The organism is Croceifilum oryzae (genome assembly GCF_030814315.1).
Classification (GTDB): Bacteria; Bacillota; Bacilli; order Thermoactinomycetales; family Thermoactinomycetaceae; genus Baia; species Baia oryzae.
In genome coordinates, this window is the sequence record NZ_JAUSUV010000006.1 from 173,199 (window position 1) to 192,495 (window position 19,297).

Genomic DNA, 19,297 nt, shown 5'->3' on the forward strand with positions numbered 1-19,297 from the left:
TTATCATGCGGACTAGGCATTTTACTATTGTAAGCAACGTCCAATGGAGGAATTATCCATGAGCTTCAGGCAGTTTGCGCTAAACAACATACGTAGAAATTCCTTCACTTATATCGCCTACTTTTTGAGTAGCTCATTTGCAGTCATGATCTTTTTTACCTATCTTATGTTTATTCACCATCCTGACATTTTGAAAGCTCCTATTGGGCTATCTGCCTTTTACGGGATGACCCTAGCTGCCTTTATCACTTTTTTCTTTTCATTTTTGTTTGTCCTCTATTCAACTAGCGCTTTTCTCAAAGCTCGCCTAAAAGAATTTGGCATCCTAACCATACTAGGAGCACAACGAAAACAACTAAACTACTTGATTTTTCTAGAAAATATGATTATCGGCACAGCTTCCGTGATGACAGGCATGTTTTGCGGGCTTCTCTTCTCCAAGCTATTTTTATTATTTGGCGAAAATGTTCTCGATTTAAAGCTAGATATGTATTTACCAACGGAAGCAACCTGGATCACGGTAGTCTCTTTTATGGCACTCTTTCTCATCCTTTCTCTCATGACAACGATTTTCATTCGTCAGCGCAAAGCAGTTGAATTGGTACAAGGGTCTAGCAAGCCTAAGAAAGAACCCAAAGCATCCATTTGGCTCGCTTTATTATCAGCAATCTCCCTTTCATACGCTGTGTATCTAGTAGCACAAGATGATTCTGATAATGTTCCATTAGCTCTTCTATTTGATATCATTGGGCTTTATTTCTTCTTTACACAACTATCTGTCGTCGTCATCCGTTTATTAAAAAAGAATCGTCTCTACTCTTGGCGTGGACTAAACTTACTATGGATCACAGAGCTAGCTTACAAGATGAAAGATAACGCTCGCATGTTCTTCATGATTACAATGGTAACCACAATGGCGTGTACGACAGGAGGTTCTGTATTAGCAATCCAGAAATATGTGGAAAACGCATACACCGAAAGCCCGTTTGCTTATACAGTTAGCCAAAGAGAAAACTTTGACTCTAAGAAGCAGAAACAAATCCTTTCTGTTACACAAAAAATAGAGCAAACCTTGACACAAAAAGGGATACCCTATCAAAAATTTTATACTGACACAATCGATCTTGACTTTAAAAATATAGGTTATATTAAATTCATCCGCCAATCTGAATATCAAGAAATGGCAAAATCTCTTTCTCTTCCACTCGCTTCCTTACAAGATCGTGAGGCATTGTTACTTAAATCTCCCTTAGTGATACCGGGAGATTTATCGGACACGGTTACCCACTTATCATTTGAAAATAAACAACTAACCAAATCACTGGAAAATATCAAAATTAAAGATCGATATACAAAAACACTATTCCCATCGGAATATACAGCAGTGGTAAACAACCAAACGTATGATCAAATCGTAAACGTTTTATCCTCTGATCCTGACATCATAGACCATAAATATCACTATCTAATCCCAAGTTGGGACAACCGTACCATCCCTGACACAAATTCAATCGAAATGAAAACAGGATTAGAGTTACAAAAGTGGAAGGATTCCCTCTCCACAAATGATACCGCAACACTAGATGGTTTTATGACGAGTCGTTCGCAAGATTACTATACGCGTAAACAGTTAACCAGTGTCGCCATCTTTATCGGCTTATTCATCGTCGCTATATTTTCTATCTTTATCGCTAGCTTCTTATACTTCAAGCTATTTATCGATTTGCAACATGACCAGCGATATTATCATGAATTATCCAAAATGGGGTTAAGCTTAAACGAAATGAAAAAAGCTGCAACGAAGCAAATCGCCATTCTGTTTTATATCCCTTTGTTCTTTGCTGGAATCCAAACACTAGTAGGACTTTCTACCGTAAATCCCCTATTTTCCTCGACGACCAATACCGTCATATCCGGAATATGGGCAATAGGTATCTTTACCGTAATCCAAACTATTTATTTCTTAATCGTCCGTGCTCGCTACTTAGCACAACTAAAACGTGTGATGGTATAGCGAAACACTATATATGAAAAGGGATCTGTTCTCGTGGACAGATCCCTTTCTTTCGTTTCGATTAATTTACGATTAGTTTCCAAGCCCTTCGAACATACCAGATCATAAATACAGCACCTAGCACGCATGTGAGTACGAATAGTACCTGATCATATATTTTTAAGTAACCTAGTACTAATCTCCACTCTAATCCTAAGGCAAATCCAAGGATAAGAAGGGCTGAGTTCCAAATAAGAGAGCCAAGTGTAGTAAATAACAAAAATCGTCCAAATTTCATTCTCGATACACCTGCAAAAATCGAAATGAAACTACGGAGAAACGGAAGCATTCGGCAAAAAAATATCACCCAGATCCCATAGCTACGAAACCAGTTAAGCCCTCGAGAAACATCTTCCTTTTTTAACATCAGTGCACGCCCATAGCGGTCCACTATTCGCTCTAGCAAACTGATTTTTAGCATATTCCCTATATAATACAGGACACTAGCGCCAACAACTGAGCCTAGCGTGGAGGCTATGATAACATCCGTAAACGTTAAACTTGTCTCCGTAACCATAAAACCACTTAACGTTAAAACCGTCACATATGGGATTGGTGGAGAAATATTTTCTAATGCTACTAATAAGAAAATACCTATATCACCAAGACCCTCTATAAAATCCATAATCCAAACTTCCAACCTTACAACCTCCAAAACCAGTACAACGAAATATGTTAGTCATCTAGCAAATATTTATATATTTATTTAAACATATTCTTATAATACAGCAAAGAAAAACTCCGAAAAAAAAGCCAGCCTCCCAGCTAGCCATTAATATTGAGAAAATGAGGTTCGAAAAAGAATATACCTTTAGCGACTCAGAAGGGACTTATGGATAGACCCTCTTCAAAAACACTACAGATTGATGAATCAACGCTTTTAACACATCCACATCAATGTCAGCCATTTTATTAATATACACACAGGCCTTTCCCGTTGTATGTTTGCCAAACTTTTTTAATAACTCTTCCCTTGACTCATCCCCTGGTGCAAAGTATAAACTAATCTTCGCTTTCCTAGGCGAAAAACCAACTAACGGCGCATCTCCTTCATGTCCAGAAGCATATCGATAGTGATAAGAACCAAATCCGATGATACTAGGTCCCCACATTTTGGCTGTGTAACCTGTAGTCTCGGTAAATATATCTAGTAATTGATAGGCATCTGCTTTCTTTTTCTCGTTCGTGAGTAACTCAATAAACTCAATCACACTGTGATCTGTCTCTTTTGTTTTTAATTCATACGCCATAAAAATCACCTACTTCTTTCTTACCTAAAATGATTCCCTTTTTTGAGATGTTGATATGCTTTTTGTTGTTTCTTGATCCGATTCTTTTCCGCTAATTGTAGATCCTTATCTACTTTTCGTTCCACATAATCAAGCTCTTTTTGAAGCTTTCGGTAGCTTTGTAAGCGTTCCGTTGATAAAATTCCTTCTTCGATTGCCTGTTGGACAGCACACCTTGTTTCTCTCTGATGTGTGCAGTCTGAGAAATGACAGGATTGGACTAGTTCGTTAATATCTGCGAAGGCATCGTCGACTCCACTCACAACATTTCCTAGCTGGATCTCTCTCATACCAGGTGTGTCAATAATCGCTCCTCCTTGTGGCAGAGGAATCAATTCTCGATTAGTAGTAGTATGCCTACCTTTGCCATCTTTTTCTCTACTTTCTTGAGTAGATTGACGATCGATACCTAGTAGGGCATTTACCAACGTCGATTTCCCTACTCCCGAGGATCCTAGTAAAGCGACTGTATTCCCTACTTTTACATATGGAAATAGCTCATCCATTCCTTGCTGATTCATCGCACTAATCACATGAATTGGTACCCCACAAGCGATACTCTCCACTTGTAGAACTCTTTCCGAAGAATCATTACATAGATCACCTTTACTTAAGACGATGACTGGATTTGAACCGCTCTCCCAAGCCAACACCAAATATCGTTCGATCCTCCGAAGATTGAAATCCTGATTTAGTGCACTTACCAAAAAAACAAAATCCACATTACTCGCAATGGTTTGTTCTTCATATCCAGTTCCAGCTTCTTTTCGAGAGAACTGACTAAAGCGTGGAAAAATAAAGTGAATCATCCCCTTATCTTGATCATGTTTTTGGATCGCAACCCAATCTCCGATACAAGGATAGTCACTCCGGCTCTTAGCATGAAAGCGAAATTTTCCAGAAACTGATCCTAAAATCTCCCCTTTTTGGGTCATAATTCGATATGAATTGGGATACTCAGTAATAATTCTCCCAAGCTCATACCCCTCCTCTTTGCTCTCGCATTCCCATATTTCCTGTTGTTTTTTCCAACCTAAACTTACTAAATTCATCCGAATCCTCCATTTCTTCAATCCAATTCATAAGACAAAAAATTAAGATATCGATTCATCCGAAAATAGATGATCAGATACTCATTCCTAAAGAAGCCACCATCCCCCTTTTAAATGGGGAATGGGTCTTCATTTTGATTAGCTATATAGGTGGGTGTTGATTTCTAGTTAGCTACTAAAGAAGTCGCCCCTTGTTGAAGGAGGTACATTTTATGATAAAGCCCTTCTTCAGCTAACAGCTCCTGATGCGTTCCACGTTCTACAATTTCCCCGCGATGAAGTACGAGAATCAAATCTGCATCTTGAATCGTCGAAAGTCGATGGGCAATCGCAATCGTGGTACGCCCTTTACGCATTTTATTTAGCGCTACTTGAATCGCTTCTTCTGTCTCAGTATCCACACTCGCAGTGGCTTCATCTAAGACAAGGATCTTCGGATCGATTGCCATTGTCCGCGCAAAGGAGAGCAATTGCCGTTGTCCGCTGGAGAAGGTAGCACCTCGTTCGCCAATCGGTTCATCATATCCTTTTGGTAACTTTTCAATAAACGTATTTGCTTGCACGAATTCCGCAGCTTCACGTACTTGCTCATCCGTAATCGCCTGATTATGGAGGCGAATGTTACTCTTCACATCCCCGTAAAACATAAAAGAATCTTGTAGCACTAAGCCCATTTTGCTTCGTAGCTCTTCATCGGAAAAGGTTTCGAGCGGCTCTCCATCAAGTAATATGGTACCTTGTACGAGTGGATAAAAGCGCATCAAGAGCTGAATGGTTGAGCTTTTTCCACTTCCAGTGTGACCCACTAACGCTACCGTTTGACCTGGCTTTGCCTTAAAAGAGATATTTTTTAACACATCCGTCTCTCCATCATAAGAGAACGTTACATTGCGGAATTCAATCTCCCCTGCTGTAATCTCCGGATTTCCTTCCCCTTGCTTAGCAGGAGCCGTTTCTGTATCATCCATTAATTCAAAAACACGCTCAGCTGATACGATGGATTGTTGCATCGGTGCTAGACGCATCATCATTTGGTTAAACGGCTCAAAGACACGCTCAAACAAGTTAATAAATGCGAACATCTCTCCGATCGTAACAGCTCCATCGAAAGATAAAATCCCAAAGTAGTACAGCACTACCACTAAAGCAAGCGCATAAACAACTCTTGACGCAGGACGTAACAATAATCCAAACAGTTGAACATTACGCAAATTCGCTTTAAAGTGCTCATCATTTAACTTTCCAAACTCTTCGCGTAGTCGCTTCTCCTGAGTAAAAGCTTGGATGATGTTCATCCCACCTAGAGATTCACTCAATTTGGCATTCATCGCACTTAGTTTTTCGCGTGATTTACGGAACGAGACCGAAGAGTACTTCTGATACATTTTCATTAGCCACCAAAAAATTGGCAGGATAAAGGTTGTCACAAGTGCTAAACGCCAGTTTAAGGCAAATAAGGCAGCAAAAACACCAATCACATAAATTGCATTTTGCATGAAAGAAGCAAGTACCTCTACATACAAATCTTTAACTGCTTCCGTATCATTGGTGATTCTTGATACAAGTGAGCCTGTTGGTTTTTTGTCATAAAACGATAGACCTAGGTGTTGCACACGGGCAAATACATCCGTCCTGATCTGCCTGACAATCCATTGTGCCAATGTATGAAAGCGGACTAATTGGTAGTAATGGAGAATCGAGGACAGGATATGCAATCCTAAGAATAGACCTCCATAAATTACAATCCAAGTTGGATCGAAGTTACGCGGACTTACCATCTCATCAATGTACTTTGCGGCAAGCGGCACGGCAAAAACGTCTGCCGCAGTCGCTACTAACAAGAATACAAATGCTACCCAAAAATACGTGCGATACGGTGAAAGGTAACGGATTAATCTACGCGCAGTCGTGGACATATTATCTTCCTCCTTCCATAATTAAGGATTCAAGTTGCTGACTCTCATACATCTCTTTATACCAACCGCCTAACCTCATCAATTCTTCATGGGTTCCTCGTTCGGCGATTCGCCCATCTTCCATGACGATGATTAAATCGGCTTCTTCGACCGCACTTAGTCGATGTGCGGCAATCATTGTCGTCTTATCTGATCGATTCACTCGTAGTTCATGTAAAATGGAATGTTCTGTCTTAGCATCTACTGCCGACAACGAATCATCTAGAATCAATACCTCTGGATTTAGCAGAAGCGCACGGGCAATCGAAACACGCTGTTTTTGCCCACCAGACAATGTTACCCCTCGTTCTCCCACTACCGTTTCGTATCCTTGTGGAAGCTGCATGATATCCTCATGAATGCAAGCCACTTTGGCGGCAGCCTCAATCTGCTCCCCAGTTGCCTCTGGATTTCCAAAAGCAATATTCTCCGCAATATTAGCAGAGAAGAGAATATGGTCTTGTGGCACATAGCCGATTGCTCTTCTTAAGTAACTCATTTGGTATTGATTTATAGATCTATTGTTAATGAAGACCTGTGCCAGTGATCCTTCAAATTCACGAAGTAGCAAACGGAACAACGTCGTCTTTCCGCTCCCTGTTTTTCCGACGATACCCAGTGTCTGCCCCTTTCTTAAAGAAAATTGAACATCCTCCAATGTGTTTCTCTCTGTCTCTGGATATTGAAACTGCTTCACTTTATATTCAATATCACCTGTTGGGACTTCCGCTACTGCATCAGGTAAGTCCTGAATCTGAGGTTTAGTCGTTAGCAATGCATTTACTCGATCGTAAGAAGCACGCCCTTTTTCTACAATGTTAAACAACCAGCCAAACGCTAACATAGGCCAAATCAGGCGACCTAGTAAAATCGAAAACTGAGTAAGTTGACCAACCGTAATCGTGTCATCCAGTACTTTTAATGTCCCTACTGCAATCGTGATCAAGGTAGAAATCCCCATCAGTATGATAATAGTAGGGTCGTATAGTCCATCAACTCGCGCAACCGCGACATTTTTCTGAACCACATCATCTAACAAGCCACCAAACTCTTTCTTCTCAGCATCTTCCTGACCAAATGCTTTAATAACACGAACTCCCGCCATCGATTCCTGTACTTTATCATTCATCGTTGAGAACGCTTTTTGGGCCAGATGAAATCGCGTATGTAGTAGCTTTCCATACCGGTTCGTGCAGTACGCAAGAATCGGGAGCGGTAAAACAGCTAGTAACGTAAGTTGCCAATCGATGGTAATCGCCATCGTCGCAACGACCAAGCCACCTAACACAACCGTGTCCGTTAAGGTCATAATGCCTTCTCCAGCTGTCATGGTAACCGCTTGAATATCATTCGTCGAATGAGCCATCATGTCCCCAATTCGTTGCTTATGATAAAACTGAGGAGACATCTTCGTAAACGACTTATACAAACGATCCCGCAATAATTTACCTAATCGATAAGCCGCTCCAAAGATGGAGATACGCCATAAATAACCGCAAATGTAAGCTACAATCCCGAGTCCTATTAACATAAGCGCATACTGAAATAAATGATCATAAGTAAGTTGCTTGGTATTTACTAAATCAATCACCTGACCAACCATCCACGCTGGAACAAGATCTAATATCGCAAGGATCAGTAAGGCAAAAAATCCAGTGAGATAGCTTCGTTTTTCTTGTTTAAAAAACCACCATAAGTCTTTAAAAACACTCAAAACCCCACACCCTTTCAACAATAAGATACAAAAAAGACCTTAGGAATTCCTAAGGTCGTCGAAATAAAAAAACGAACCATGGAAATGCCTATAACAAGGCAACCCATGGTTCGTTTCTATGCCAAATCCAACTATTTATCAATAGCTAGAAAGATGAAATAGACCCGCCGTAGAGAGGTTGCCGAATGATATAAGATTGAGTTGAGCCAGCGACAAATGCGCCGACCTGTACAGCTACAGCAGCGCCACTTTGAATTCCAGTGGTTGCTAATTCAGCTTTTCTCATCTTCATCTTCAGCACCTCCCTTTCCGATTACTATTTCGACATACTAAGTTTACAGTAATTTATAACGATTGTAAATAGGAGATCGAATAAAATTCAAATGGCCTACTTATACCTTAATCGCCATCACAAGTGCCCCATAGTATGGCAATCGTCCATGCCGTAGAAGTAGAAATCTTTCCGATTATCCGTAAACCCATTGCTAAGAGGGCTGTATACAAAATTTGGAATACATATTAATCCATATCTTTAACTTTACTTCTTTTCATCGTTATAAATGCATAAAGTCCTATACCACACGCCGAAAGCATAAGCGATACCATGCCCTTCATACTTACTGCCATGCCTGTTTGCTTCAGGAGCACATCAGGTAAAAGTATAATCGCTGGTAGTATAATGGCATCCCATGTTCTACTCCAAATGGCTATTCCAATAAATGCGAGGGCGGATAAAACGATGGCCACGATATTTCCTGACTCTCTGAGATGAATCATAATAGTAGTGCTATAAGATTGATTTAGAAATTGTAGTAATACATATAAAGCTGTAGGAATGATAAAAGCAACTCCTGAAAACAAGACTCGCTCTTTCCATCTCGAGACTTTGTGACTTGAAACATACTTAAGTAACATAGAAATCGAAAATAAGAAAAATAGAAGAATACATGGATAGCCAATACATTCAATAAGCGAGTATTTTACCTTTCCTTCAATCGCATCACCCATTACCGCATAAGCCAGCACACCAATGAAGATCATCGGCAGATATTTTAGCCATCCTTTCAGGTCAAAAGGCATTTCATTAGCCAATTGCTCCATATACTCTTTCGGTGTCATCCCAATAATATCGTCTACTCTCTTCCCGTTTTTTTCTGCCTCGTGTAAATGATCGTTTAACTCTTCGACTATTTCTTTAATCTCTTCTTCCTTTTTTCCACTCGAATATAAATAGACGGTTACATCATCTAAAAAACTCTGACTTTCTTTTGATACCACCATCATCTACCTTCCTCCTTTAGTAAACGATTGACACTACTTGCGACCTCGTCCCATCTCGCTTGAAACTCTTCTAATCTCTCTCGACCTTTTTCTGTTAAAGAATAATATTTTCTCTTCGGCCCTCCTGAAGGAAGTGCTTTTTCGCTTGTTATCACGAGACCTTCTTTTCTCATTCTGATTAACAACGGGTAGATACTCCCCTCACTAACCATCGTAAATCCGTATGCATACAGCTTCTCTATCATCTCGTATCCGTACGTTTCTCCTTTCGAAATAACCGCTAATAAGCATCCTTCTAAAATCCCTTTTAGTATCTGACTGGTAGACAATGAATCCCCTCCTTTTCACAGTCCTCCTATTACCTTGTATAGCAAGCTAGTAGGACAAGATGCACCACTACATTGCAATACAATATAGCAATATCCTAACACATAAAATGATGTTAACTCAAGATCATTCCAAATAAAAAAGGAGTATCCAATTGTCACTTTACATTGGATACTCCTCCCCTATTTTACTTCAACGCTTCGCTTGGGCCAAAGAATTCGTAGTGAATCTGCTCCAGTGGAATGCGGGCAGAAGTAAGTTGTTCAATCATCGTTTTCATAAAGCCTTTCGGACCACAGAGATAGTAATCGGCATTAGGATCCAGTCCTTGTGGTAGTTTTGTTAGATCAAGCTTTCCAACATGTTCTACCGAAGTCTTTGGATCCATTTTTTTATCGTAGTTAATATACCTCTCCACCTGTGGATATTGAGCCACAATCTGTTGCAACTCATTACGAAAGGCGTGAACGTTTTCGTTTTGGGAGGAATGAACATAAATGATTTTTCGGTTAGGTTGTGTACGAGTAACCTCTTTTAAAATGGATTGCATAGGAGTCAGACCAACACCACCGCTGATAAGGTATAACGTATTCTCATGAGTCTGATCCACATAAAAATCACCAGCTGGAGCGCTCATTTCAATTTGATCTCCAATTTGGATTTTATCTTGAAGGTGATTAGAGATAACACCATTTGGGACTTTATCACCTCCGCGCTCCCTCTTCACCGTAATCCGATAGTAATCCTTACCAGGGAGATCGGACAAGCTGTACTGGCGAATTTGCAAGTATTCACTTCCTTGTGGACGAATCCGCACACTAATATATTGTCCCGATTTAAACATAGCTCGAAAATCATTCACACCTATTGGACGGAGATAGAAAGAGACCGTATCTAAGCATTCTACCTCTTTCCGAATTACTCTAGCAGGGATAAACTCCTCTGCCCATAACGCTCGTGCTTCCTTATACATCTCGCTCTCTATCTGTATAAACAGATCTGCTAGAATTTGATATGCTTTTCCCCAAACATGAATGATTTCTGGACTTGCATCGTCACCCAATACCTCTTGGATAGCTAGTAATAGGTATTTCCCCACAACCGGATATTGAGAAGGTTTTACTCCTAAGCTACGATGTTTATGTGCAATATGACGCACAGCTGGTAGGAGATTTTCTAATTGATCAATATTGACTGCAACAGCATATACCGCATTTGCTAAGGCTTGGGGCTGTGTACCTGACTGTTGATGTGTTACATTAAAAATATTCTTCAACTCGGGATGTTTTTTAAACAGTTCAGTATAGAAGTAAGAAGTAATCGCGAAACCTTGTTCTTTTAACACAGGAGCTGTAGCACGAATCATTTCCATTTCAGTATGTGTTAACATATGATTCACCTCTTCATCTCAATTTGACTTATCTATATTATAAGAATGAAGAGTCGGAAGGCTGTGTGATTTACGTCACATGAATTGTGGGAAAGGATTGAACAAAATGAGTGTACAGGTACTGTATCGAGGTGAAATCTTATTTCGACAGGAAGACCGAGGAGATTATCTATATTATCTTGAATCAGGCTTGCTTAAAGTAACTAGAATGAAAGAAGACGGAAGTACTACTTTATTGAATATCCTCGTACCTGGAGAGACATTTCCCCATCATAGTCTCGTCTCCCCGAAGGATTATCATGGTACCGTTATCGCACTAGCGACATCAGAGATAATGAAAATCCCTGCAGATGAATGGTACAAATCGATCCAACAAGATCCTATCCGGTACCGTTCGATCGCACAAACCTTGCAAAGTAAAATCCGCATGATGCAACAACGCATCGATATTCTAACAGCTCCTCCTCAAGAACGACCGGATTTGTTTCATCAATGGCTACAATTATACTTTCAGGATTACCGCATAGAAGATCTATTTACCCAAGAAGAAATCGCCCAATTTATTGGGTTAAGTCGAGAGACAGTCAACCGGATCTTACGAAGGAAAGGTTCTAACTAGGAAGTCCACCATGACTATCCCGAATCCCCCGATACTTCTTCATAACTACAACCACTTCCGAACTGCCATTGCCATCCAGCGTTTTTAGAGTAAGCTACTTGCGCACAAATGGATCTTGAATCAAATTTGGTTGCAACCAAGCTAGCTTACTTTCGCTAACCTCCCTTTAAACATTGATGAAAACAGAACCTCGTCCCTATACAGACACAACTTATAAATCTCCTCAATCTACCAAAATTCTATCATTCGATCCTGATTTAAAAATTCTATAAAATCCCATTTAGTCCAATTTCAGATATAATCGCTCACGATTTAATTATGTATGTTTTTTATAAAATAGAGAATAAATTTATTAACATATATATAAACAATCACAATCGAATTTATATGCTCTATAATATAATTTTATAAATAAAGAAAAATATTTATTAAGAATTGACTATAAATTCATACGTATGTATACTACCAAATAGGTTCAAAAACAAATGAGTGTGTCAATTTAAACTAGTTCACTTTAAATTTAATTAATTTTTAGGAGTGATAGTCAAAAAAATGGAAGCTATATTCAAAAGCGAAAATAGCTCGAGCATAGCCTTAAAGCCCTGTTTTAGACACATTTTACCCATATTGTAAAAATTACAAAAATATATCTAATATCGTACATCAGAAAAATGAGAAAAGAGCGATGTATCAATGTATACTCAACCCACATTACGTAAAACTATACTACTTCCGCAAGCGATTGCACTTTATATCGGATCCGTAATGGGTTCTGGCATTCTATTATTACCTGGACTAGCAGCCGAGATAGCAGGTCCTTCTTCTTTACTAGCATGGGGAGTTATGATCATGCTCTCATTTCCACTCGCTTTGGTTATGGGATGGCTAGCAGCACTACACCCCAATTCTGGAGGGGTTGCCCATTATGTAACGAAAGCTTTTGGGGAGAAGCTAGGAACTCTAACAGGCTGGTTTTTCTTGATGTCCGTTATCATCGGAGCACCTGTCACTGCGTTAACGGGAGCTGGTTATCTTAGTTCTGCCCTCGGCTTAGGGGGGAAAGGGCAAATTGAAATTGCGATTGTCATGATCATTCTAGCATTGGTCGTAAATTATTTTGGAATGAGTGTAAGTGGGCAAATTCAAGTCATTATCACTGGTGGAATTATACTTATACTCGGTTTTACGATCTTCAGCTCTTTTGTACATATTGAACCTACAAACCTTGCACCGGCTGTACCAATCAGTTTGTGGGATGTAGGCAAATCAGCAGCCCTCATATTTTGGTGCTTCACTGGCTGGGAAGCCGTAACGAATTTGAGTGAGGAATTTGTAGATCCTAAACGTGATACATTGAAAGCGGTTACAATAGCAGCGATAATCATCGGAGTCCTATACTTTCTCACTGCTTTCTCTACAGTTGGCACAGGTTCATATCTAAACGGAGCACAGGATGCTTTAGTGACGGTTATCAAACAATCATTTGGAAATTATGGTTCTGCTATTACAGGTGGATTAGGCTTTTTTATCTGTATGGCTTCCATCACGGCTTACTTCGGGTCCTCCATACGGTCGGCCTATGCTCTCGCGCGAGATGAAAAAGCTCCTTCATTCATGAAGAGTTTTAGTACGCGTTATTGCACTCCAGTAGGGGGAATTTATTTTCTGGCCGGAGGATGTGCAATCACTATGGCTCTTTATGCTACAGGTCTCATCCCATTATCTACTCTGATTCAATTGCCAAATGCTACCTATATTTTAACCTATATACTAGGTTGTGGGGCGGCCATTCGAATCTTTCGTGATTATAAGACTGCACGACTGTTTAGCTGGATTTCCCTTTTACTCTCTCTTGCCATTCTTCCATTTGTTGGATGGTCGCTGTTCTACCCAGTGACCATTACCCTATTTGTCAGCATTTTTATCTGGAAAAAAGATCTTTTCTCTAAAGGATTGGCTCACTCTAATTAACACTCACTCTACGAAAAAAGACTCGTACTGTGTACGGATCTTTTTTCTTTATCTTCCATCTAGGACTGCCCCCAAATCGCTTGATACTTCTTCACTAGTACCAACCATTCCCGAACAGCGGCGGTCATCCAGCGTTTTTTCGAGTATGCTACCTGTGTGTAAACTTGACCTTGAATCACATCGGGTTGTAGCCAAGCTAGTTTCCCTTCACGAACCTCTGTTTGAACACTTATAAAAGGAAGGTACGCAATTCCCAGCCCTGCATAAACACAACTTTTAATCGCCTCAATTGACCAAAACTCCATGTCCGATTCCGGCTTAATCCCCTGTTTTTGCATCGCATGTTCTAAGTAATTTCGATAGCTACATCCCGCTTCTGTGAGAAGAAGGGTCTCTTTTTGTAAGTCATGTAGCTCAAATATTTGGGTCTTAGTTAGGGAATGGTCAGGTGAAGTGACCAATCCAATTGGTTCAGGAACGATCGTCTCAATCTTTATATCCTCTTGCCCTCCAGAGTACGGCTCCAATAAAAATGCGATATCCAACTCTCCTCTAGCAACCTTCTGCCTCATTTGCCAGCATACCCCTGGCTTTAAAATAATCTTAACCTGAGGAAACTTCTGCTTATACTCGTGAATCAGAGCGGGTAAACGATACGCTGCCAGCGATTCGGGTGACCCAATCGTAAGAACTCCCGAAGGAATGGAATCCGGTCGAATCGCTATTTTGGCCTCATCATGTAGTTGTATCATCTGATTCGCATAAGGAAGGAGCCTCTGCCCCATTTCCGTTAAGATAATTTTCTTTCCGATCCGATCAAAAAGCGGACTCCCTAGCTCCTCTTCTAAAGCCTGAATCTGAGCGGTAATACTACTTTGCGCATATCCCAAGACATCAGCCGCTTTGGTAAAACCATTACACGATACAACGGTTCGAAACGCGATCAAATTTCGCAACTCCATGTGGTAGTTCACCTCATCAATCGATTTTTATGATGATTATAAACGAAACTATCTATTTTACTGATGATATATCTTTACAGTACCATACAGATATCAAAGTGAAAAAGGAGTGCGGTTAGTGGACACTCAACTTGCATTGCACAAAACAATCCGGCTTCCGCAAGCCATCGCTCTTTATATCGGATCCGTTATGGGTTCTGGCATTTTACTCGTACCGGGATTATCAGCAGAGATAGCTGGCCCTTCTGCATTACTCGCATGGGGGATCATGATGATACTCGTGTTTCCAATGGCTCTTGTTATGGGGTGGTTATCAGCACTATATCCTCACTCTGGAGGAGTAGCTCATTATGTCACCAAAGCGTTTGGAGAGAAACTGGGAACGTTGGTAGGCTGGTTTTTCTTGATGTCCGTGATCATCGGAGCTCCTGTCAACGCATTAACAGGAGCTGGTTTTCTCGGTGCCGCTATCGGCGTAGGAGATACCGGACAGATTGTCATTGCCATCATCATGATCATTTTAGCCTTAACTATGAATTATTTTGGGATGAAGGTAAGTGGGCAAATCCAAGTCATCCTTACCTGCGGAATCGTACTTGTACTATGCCTTGTCATCTTTAGTTCGTTTTCACATATGGAGCCAGCAAACTTCCAACCTTTTGTACCACATGGTTGGTGGAATGTAGGAGAATCAGCGGCCATTTTATTTTGGTGCTTCATCGGCTGGGAAGCTGTAACGCATCTAAGTGAGGAATTTGTAGATCCTAAGCGTGATACAGTAAAAGCGGTTACCATAGCCGCTGTAATCGTTGGAGTCCTTTACTTTCTCACTGCTTTTGCGACAGTTGGCACCGCTTCATACCTAGACGGAGCACAGACGGCTTTGGTTGGGATTATTAAGAAATCGTTTGGAATTAGTGGTTCTGTCGTGACAGGTGGACTAGGCTTTTTTATCTGCATGGCTACCATGATTGCTTACTTTGGAGCCGCTTCTCGTCTGGCTTACGCCCTCTCACGAGCAGGGAAAGCTCCTGCATTTATGGGTCTATTCAATAAACGATATGGTACTCCAGTAGGCGGACTTTATTTCTTGACCGGGGCATTTGTGATTATCATGTCTCTATACGCTACAGGTTTCATTCCATTATCGACTCTGATTCAATTGCCAAATGCTACCTTTATTATGACCTATTTGTTCGGTTGTGCAGCGGCCATTCGAATCTTTCGCGATTTTAAGACTGCACGACTGTTTAGCTGGATTTCTTTTTTACTTACCCTTTCTATCATTCCATTTGTTGGATGGGCGCTATTCTATCCAGTGGCAATTACCCTATTTGTAAGCATTTTTATCTGGAAAAAGGATCTTTTCGCTCAATCGATTGACACACTCTAATTGACAATTAGCAGAAGGATCGATACAATTTTAGGTAACTTGCTCCATCGGTAGTGCCTTGCAAGACTTGGCAAGTTGCTACCGATGGAGTGAGTCCACACCAAGAAAAAGGACTCGTACTTTGTGCGGGTCTTTTTTCTTTCCTTTCCATGTGGTACGATTTCGAAGAACATATATTTGAAGAAAAGGTGAACAAGAACCTCATGAAACCAGAACAGATTCGCAACATCGCGATTATCGCGCACGTAGACCATGGGAAAACAACATTGGTTGATGCGATGTTGAAGCAAAGTCGTATATTCCGCGCCAATCAACAAGTAGATGAGCGCGTGATGGATTCCAACGCACTCGAGCGCGAACGTGGAATCACTATTCTAGCGAAAAATACTGCCATTGATTATAAAGGAATCAAGATTAACATCATTGATACTCCTGGACACGCAGACTTTGGTGGAGAAGTAGAGCGTGTGATGAACATGGTAGACGGTGTGCTACTACTCGTAGACTCAGTAGAAGGACCGATGCCGCAAACCAAATTTGTTCTTCGTCAAGCACTCGAGCGCGGACATAAAGTAGTAGTGGTTATCAATAAAATCGACCGTGAAAATGCACGTCCTGATTACGTGATCGATACTACTTTTGACCTGTTTGTTGACTTGGGAGCAAGTGATGAGCAATGTGAATTCCCTGTTATCTATGCAAGTGGTCTTGCTGGGACTTCGGGACTCGAACCTGATCAGTTAGGCGAAACCATGGAGCCACTCCTTGACACGATTCTGGAAACCCTACCTTCCCCAAATGTGGATGTAGAAGGACCTACTCAGATGCAAGCAACACTGCTTGGTTTTGATGAGTACAAAGGACAAATCGTCATTGGTCGTCTTCATCGTGGTAAGTTAAAGCGGAATCAGAGTATCACCGTTATGGCGGCAGATGGCACCACTCGCAATGCACGCGCAGCTCAAGTCTTTACTCATCAAGGTCTCGCACGTGTAGAAGTAGAGGAAGCTTCGGCTGGAGATATCATCGCTGTAACTGGTTTAGGTGAGGTGCGGATTGGAGATACATTAGCCGATCCAAACCACACAGAAGCATTGCCTTCTATTACAGTAGAAGAACCAACTCTACGGATGACGATTGGGGTTAATACTAGTCCGTTTGCAGGTCAAGATGGTACCTTTGTCACATCACGTAAACTTCGTGAACGACTCTATCGCGAAGCAGAACGCGACGTGGCTCTTCGTGTGGAGGACACCGAATCCGCAGATAACTTCATGGTTTCAGGTCGTGGTGAGCTTCACTTAGGCATTTTGATTGAAAACATGCGCCGTGAAGGATACGAATTCCAAGTAAGTAAGCCTGAGGTAATCATCAAGGAAATCAACGGAAAGAAACATGAACCTGTTGAAGCAGTTGAAATTGAAGTGGGCAGTGACCATCAAGGTGCTGTAGTAGAACTACTTGGTATTCGTAAAGGTCAGATGAAGGACATGGAGATCTTAGACAATGGAAATATCCACTTCTCTTATCTCGTCCCATCACGAGGCTTGCTCGGATTCCGTCAACAATTGCTTACCGCAACACGTGGAGAAGCATTGATGAACTCCCTACTCGCTGGTTATGAACCATATGCAGGCGACATCGACACACATGGCTTTGGCTCCCTTATCGCATGGGAATCTGGAACAGCTACCACCTATGCCCTTCATTCGGCACAAGAGCGTGGACAAATGTTTGTCACTCCAGGTACCGATGTCTACGAAGGAATGGTAATCGGACAACACATTCGTGATAACGATCTCGAAGTAAACGTATGTAAAAAGAAACACCTTACCAGTATCCGTAGTGCGACCAAGGAAGAAGCCCTACGTCTCGATACTCCACGTCAGATGTCGATCGATGATGCCATCGAGTATTTGAAAGATGACGAGTTATTGGAAGTAACTCCGAAAACATTCCGTATTCGGAAACGTTACCTTTCTAAGACAGATCGCTCACGTTACAACAAAAACAAAGGCTATCATGCTTCACGATCTGAATAGAGAAAAGATGGTACTATAAAAATTAAAGATTAACTAAGCGGCTTTCATCCTGAATTCCACAGGACTGAGGGCCGTTTCGTTTTTGTTGCCATAACTCAAAATTGGCACTATCTACACTAACCTATAACAATCACAAATTTTAGTACCATGAGTATAAATAAATGGTAGTATCATTCGGATGGTTCTAAAGTGATAAGGAGAGGAGATCATTGCCTAATTTTTTCCACAAACACAACAATCGTTATCAATTAAAAAAACGTAAGCTTTGCCACTTTACACCGCGTAATCCTTGTCATTGCCCCTCCTGTAGAAAATTTTTTGTTATTCATACTAGAGAATCAATGGGGCTTCAGGGACCTACCGGACCTCAGGGGCTAGCAGGACCCCAAGGACCTGATGGATTTCAAGGACCTACTAACCAAGCTACTGGAGCTACTGGAGTTATAGGACCTCAACGAACTGGTGTTATAGGACCTACTGCATTATTTATATCGAGTGGATTGGAAGCTTTAGCCGGTACAAATCAAAATATCGTAAATGATGGACTCATTACATTTGTTACCATTCAAAATGAGGGAACCGGAATTACTTTCAATGGTACAAATACGTTTACTCTTAATGCACCTGGTCTCTATCATGTAGAATGGAATGTAAACTTAGCTGCAAATAGTGCAGCAAGTGCCTTTGGTTTATTACAAAATGGAGTACCTGGAGTTTCAACTATGGGACACGCATCAACCTCTGGAGGGAATATGGGGGGAGGTGCTATCATTCGAGTTCTCTCAGGAGCTCCCATTCCGATTGCATTACAAAATAGATCTGGAGCAACTAGAACAATCGTGATAAATACTGGTGCTAGTGCAAGTATACGTATTGCTAGATTTGCAGATGGACCAGCAGCATAAGCATTTATAAAATTTTAAAATCAGGTATATCAGATAGGAGAGGAGATAATTATCTAAATTTTTTAATAAAAAACGTAAATTATGCAATAAAAAAAAATATAAAGTCCGTCCTTGTCACCCCTGCAAAAAAAAGGTTATTGTTCATTGTCATGGACCTACCGGGCCTCCAGGATCTCAAGGGCTTCAAGGACCTCAAGGACCTCAAGGACCTCAAGGAACAACTGGACCTACCGGGCCTACTGGACCTACCGGACCTACTGGATCTACCGGACCTACTGGATTTTTCACTAGTGCAGTTGAAGCACTAACTGGTGCAACTCAAGCTGTTCCGGTAAATGGGCTCG

The 19,297-nt window shown here is 41.0% G+C and carries 17 protein-coding genes; 7 read left to right on the forward strand and 10 right to left on the reverse strand.

Annotated features, from left to right (window positions below; all coding sequences use genetic code 11):
- Positions 1-58: 58 nt before the first annotated feature.
- Complete coding sequence (locus J2Z48_RS08135) at positions 59-2,014, forward strand: FtsX-like permease family protein (RefSeq protein ID WP_307252523.1); 1,956 nt, start codon at positions 59-61, stop codon at positions 2,012-2,014.
- Between the two features lie 61 nt (positions 2,015-2,075).
- Here the strand turns inward: J2Z48_RS08135 and J2Z48_RS08140 are convergent, their stop codons facing one another.
- The 9 genes from J2Z48_RS08140 to hmpA form a co-directional block, all read right to left on the reverse strand.
- A complete protein-coding gene (locus J2Z48_RS08140; RefSeq protein WP_307252525.1) occupies positions 2,076-2,693 on the reverse strand; it encodes a DedA family protein in 618 nt (205 codons plus the stop codon).
- A gap of 190 nt (positions 2,694-2,883) precedes the next feature.
- Positions 2,884-3,303: a DUF1801 domain-containing protein gene (locus tag J2Z48_RS08145; protein ID WP_307252527.1), complete on the reverse strand. Its 420-nt coding sequence runs from the start codon at positions 3,301-3,303 to the stop codon at positions 2,884-2,886.
- A gap of 20 nt (positions 3,304-3,323) precedes the next feature.
- Complete coding sequence (gene rsgA / locus J2Z48_RS08150; RefSeq protein ID WP_307252528.1) at positions 3,324-4,394, reverse strand: ribosome small subunit-dependent GTPase A; 1,071 nt, start codon at positions 4,392-4,394, stop codon at positions 3,324-3,326.
- Between the two features lie 164 nt (positions 4,395-4,558).
- The gene (locus J2Z48_RS08155; RefSeq protein ID WP_307252530.1) at positions 4,559-6,310 is read right to left on the reverse strand and encodes an ABC transporter ATP-binding protein; all 1,752 of its coding nucleotides are present in this window, start codon (positions 6,308-6,310) and stop codon (positions 4,559-4,561) included.
- A 1-nt stretch (position 6,311) separates the two neighbouring features.
- Entirely contained in the window at positions 6,312-8,063 is a 1,752-nt protein-coding gene (locus tag J2Z48_RS08160; RefSeq protein WP_307252531.1) for an ABC transporter ATP-binding protein, read from the reverse strand.
- A gap of 145 nt (positions 8,064-8,208) precedes the next feature.
- Positions 8,209-8,355 carry a hypothetical protein gene (locus J2Z48_RS08165; protein ID WP_307252532.1) on the reverse strand — a complete coding sequence of 49 codons (147 nt, stop codon included), beginning with the start codon at positions 8,353-8,355 and terminating at the stop codon, positions 8,209-8,211.
- 227 nt (positions 8,356-8,582) lie between these two features.
- The gene (locus J2Z48_RS08170; RefSeq protein WP_307252533.1) at positions 8,583-9,347 is read right to left on the reverse strand and encodes an HAAS domain-containing protein; all 765 of its coding nucleotides are present in this window, start codon (positions 9,345-9,347) and stop codon (positions 8,583-8,585) included.
- Positions 9,344-9,673, reverse strand: coding sequence for a PadR family transcriptional regulator (locus J2Z48_RS08175; protein ID WP_307252534.1), 330 nt, complete (start codon positions 9,671-9,673; stop codon positions 9,344-9,346). Before J2Z48_RS08175 ends, J2Z48_RS08170 begins: the two co-directional genes overlap by 4 nt.
- A 185-nt stretch (positions 9,674-9,858) precedes the next feature.
- Positions 9,859-11,061 (reverse strand): NO-inducible flavohemoprotein, encoded by a 1,203-nt coding sequence (gene hmpA, locus J2Z48_RS08180; protein WP_307252536.1) that lies wholly within the window; start codon positions 11,059-11,061, stop codon positions 9,859-9,861.
- 106 nt (positions 11,062-11,167) lie between these two features.
- Here hmpA and J2Z48_RS08185 point away from each other — a divergent pair, with 106 nt between their 5' ends.
- On the forward strand, positions 11,168-11,680 hold the full coding sequence (locus J2Z48_RS08185) for a Crp/Fnr family transcriptional regulator (RefSeq protein ID WP_307252538.1): 513 nt from the start codon (positions 11,168-11,170) through the stop codon (positions 11,678-11,680).
- Between the two features lie 693 nt (positions 11,681-12,373).
- Complete coding sequence (locus J2Z48_RS08190; protein ID WP_307252540.1) at positions 12,374-13,651, forward strand: APC family permease; 1,278 nt, start codon at positions 12,374-12,376, stop codon at positions 13,649-13,651.
- 59 nt (positions 13,652-13,710) lie between these two features.
- Here J2Z48_RS08190 and J2Z48_RS08195 read toward each other — a convergent pair whose 3' ends face one another.
- Positions 13,711-14,613 (reverse strand): LysR family transcriptional regulator, encoded by a 903-nt coding sequence (locus J2Z48_RS08195; RefSeq protein WP_307252543.1) that lies wholly within the window; start codon positions 14,611-14,613, stop codon positions 13,711-13,713.
- Positions 14,614-14,731: 118 nt separating this feature from the next.
- Here J2Z48_RS08195 and J2Z48_RS08200 point away from each other — a divergent pair, with 118 nt between their 5' ends.
- From J2Z48_RS08200 to J2Z48_RS08215, 4 genes are all read left to right on the forward strand, one after another.
- On the forward strand, positions 14,732-16,006 hold the full coding sequence (locus J2Z48_RS08200) for an amino acid permease (RefSeq protein WP_307252545.1): 1,275 nt from the start codon (positions 14,732-14,734) through the stop codon (positions 16,004-16,006).
- Between the two features lie 203 nt (positions 16,007-16,209).
- Complete coding sequence (gene typA, locus J2Z48_RS08205; protein ID WP_307252548.1) at positions 16,210-18,048, forward strand: translational GTPase TypA; 1,839 nt, start codon at positions 16,210-16,212, stop codon at positions 18,046-18,048.
- A 341-nt stretch (positions 18,049-18,389) separates the two neighbouring features.
- On the forward strand, positions 18,390-18,953 hold the full coding sequence (locus J2Z48_RS08210; protein ID WP_307252551.1) for a BclA C-terminal domain-containing protein: 564 nt from the start codon (positions 18,390-18,392) through the stop codon (positions 18,951-18,953).
- A gap of 137 nt (positions 18,954-19,090) precedes the next feature.
- A complete protein-coding gene (locus J2Z48_RS08215; protein ID WP_307252692.1) occupies positions 19,091-19,261 on the forward strand; it encodes a hypothetical protein in 171 nt (56 codons plus the stop codon).
- Positions 19,262-19,297 lie beyond the last annotated feature (36 nt).